General features: G+C 50.6%; 1 rRNA gene. It reads left to right on the top strand.

Annotated features, from left to right (window positions below):
• Positions 1-23 precede the first annotated feature (23 nt).
• Positions 24-2892: ribosomal RNA gene (locus tag AC27IB_RS23370) — 23S ribosomal RNA — on the top strand.
• Positions 2893-2911 lie beyond the last annotated feature (19 nt).

Below are 2911 nucleotides of genomic sequence, written 5' to 3' on the forward strand. Positions count from 1 at the left end.
ATGGAAGCTATTTAGGGTTGTATGGTTAAGTGACTAAGCGTATACGGTGGATGCCTTGGCAAATAGAGGCGATGAAGGACGTGTAAGTCTGCGAAAAGCTGTGGTGAGCTGACAAAACGCATTTGAGCCACAGATGTCCGAATGGGGGAACCCACACATTTATGTGTATCGTTAACTGAATTCATAGGTTAACGAGGCGAACGAGGGGAACTGAAACATCTAAGTACCCTTAGGAAAAGAAATCAACCGAGATTCCCTGAGTAGCGGCGAGCGAAAGGGGAGCAGCCGATAAGCAAAGTATTAGTGGAATCTTCTGGAAAGTTGAGCGATACCGGGTGATAGCCCCGTACATGAAGATGCTTTGTTTACATATTAAGTAGGTCGGGACACGTGTTATCCTGACTGAAGATGGGGGGACCATCCTCCAAGGCTAAATACTCCTATTTGACCGATAGTGAACCAGTACCGTGAGGGAAAGGCGAAAAGAACCCCTGTGAGGGGAGTGAAATAGAACCTGAAACCGTATACGTACAAGCAGTGGGAGCCTTTAGGGGTGACTGCGTACCTTTTGTATAATGGGTCAGCGACTTATATTTAGTAGCAAGGTTAACCATGTAGGGGAGCCGTAGCGAAAGCGAGTGTTAACTGCGCGTCTAGTTGCTAGGTATAGACCCGAAACCCGGTGATCTAGCCATGGGCAGGTTGAAGGTTGAGTAACATCAACTGGAGGACCGAACTCACTAACGTTGAAAAGTTAGGAGATGACTTGTGGCTGGGGGTGAAAGGCCAATCAAACCGGGAGATAGCTGGTTCTCCCCGAAATCTATTTAGGTAGAGCCTCGGACGAATTCCTTTGGGGGTAGAGCACTGTTAAGGCTAGGGGGTCATCCCGACTTACCAACCCTTTGCAAACTCCGAATACCAAAGAGAACTATCCGGGAGACACACGGCGGGTGCTAACGTCCGTCGTGAAGAGGGAAACAACCCAGACCGCCAGCTAAGGTCCCAAAATATTGCTAAGTGGGAAACGATGTGGGAAGGCCCAGACAGCTAGGAGGTTGGCTTAGAAGCAGCCACCCTTTAAAGAAAGCGTAATAGCTCACTAGTCGAGTCGGCCTGCGCGGAAGATGTAACGGGGCTAAGCAATATACCGAAGCTGCGGCAGCATACTTGTATGCTGGGTAGGGGAGCGTTCTGTAAGCCGTTGAAGGTGAACTGTGAAGTTTGCTGGAGGTATCAGAAGTGCGAATGCTGACATGAGTAACGATAATGCGGGTGAAAAACCCGCACGCCGGAAGACCAAGGTTTCCTGTCCCATGCTAATCAGGGCAGGGTAAGTCGGCCCCTAAGGCGAGGCAGAAATGCGTAGTCGATGGGAAACGGGTTAATATTCCCGTACTTATATAATCAGTGATGGAGGGACGGAGAAGGCTAAGCAAGCTTGGCGTTGGTTGTCCAAGTGAAAGTGCGTAGGGAGTGAGATTAGGTAAATCCGGTCACACAATCCTGAGACACGAGACGAGCCACCAAGGTGGTGAAGTTGTTGATGCCCTGCTTCCAGGAAAATCTTCTAAACTTATGATTATGTAAACCGTACCCCAAACCGACACAGGTGGTCAGGTAGAGAATACTAAGGCGCTTGAGAGAACTCGGGTAAAGGAACTCGGCAAAATTGTACCGTAACTTCGGGAGAAGGTACGCCCCTGATGGTGATAAGACTTGCTCTTTGAGCTGTCGGGGGCCGCAGTGACCAGGTGGCTGGGACTGTTTATTAAAAACACAGCACTCTGCTAACTCGAAAGAGGACGTATAGGGTGTGACACCTGCCCGGTGCCGGAAGGTTAATTGATGGGGTTAGCGTAAGCGAAGCTCTTGATCGAAGCCCCGGTAAACGGCGGCCGTAACTATAACGGTCCTAAGGTAGCGAAATTCCTTGTCGGGTAAGTTCCGACCTGCACGAATGGTGTAACCATGGCCACGCTGTCTCTACCCGAGACTCAGTGAAATTGAAATCGCAGTGAAGATGCTGTGTACCCGCACCTAGACGGAAAGACCCCGTGAACCTTTACTACAGCTTGGCACTGAACATTGAACCTACTTGTGTAGGATAGGTGGGAGGCTTCGAAGCATAGACGCTAGTTTATGTGGAGCCGTCCTTGAAATACCACCCTGGTATGTTTGATGTTCTAACGTTGGCCCCTTATCGGGGTTGCGGACAGTGTCTGGTGGGTAGTTTGACTGGGGCGGTCTCCTCCCAAATAGTAACGGAGGAGCACGAAGGTTAGCTAATCACGGTCGGACATCGTGAGGTTAGTGCAATGGCATAAGCTAGCTTAACTGCGAGACAGACACGTCGAGCAGGTACGAAAGTAGGTCATAGTGATCCGGTGGTTCTGTATGGAAGGGCCATCGCTCAACGGATAAAAGGTACTCCGGGGATAACAGGCTGATACCGCCCAAGAGTTCATATCGACGGCGGTGTTTGGCACCTCGATGTCGGCTCATCACATCCTGGGGCTGAAGTCGGTCCCAAGGGTATGGCTGTTCGCCATTTAAAGTGGTACGCGAGCTGGGTTTAGAACGTCGTGAGACAGTTCGGTCCCTATCTGGTGTGGGCGTTGGATGATTGAGGGGAGCTGCTCCTAGTACGAGAGGACCGGAGTGGACGAACCGCTGGTGTTCGGGTTGTTTTGCCAAAGGCATTGCCCGGTAGCCAAGTTCGGAATCGATAACCGCTGAAAGCATCTAAGCGGGAAGCGAGCCCCAAGATGAGTCATCCCTGCACGTAAGTGCTGGAAGGGTTGTTATAGACTATGACGTTGATAGGCAGGGTGTGGAAGCGTTGCAAGGCGTTAAGCTAACCTGTACTAATTGCCCGAGAGGCTTAACCATACAACGCCTAAATGGCTTT

Source organism: Alteromonas sp. 4NH20-0104 (genome assembly GCF_057547795.1).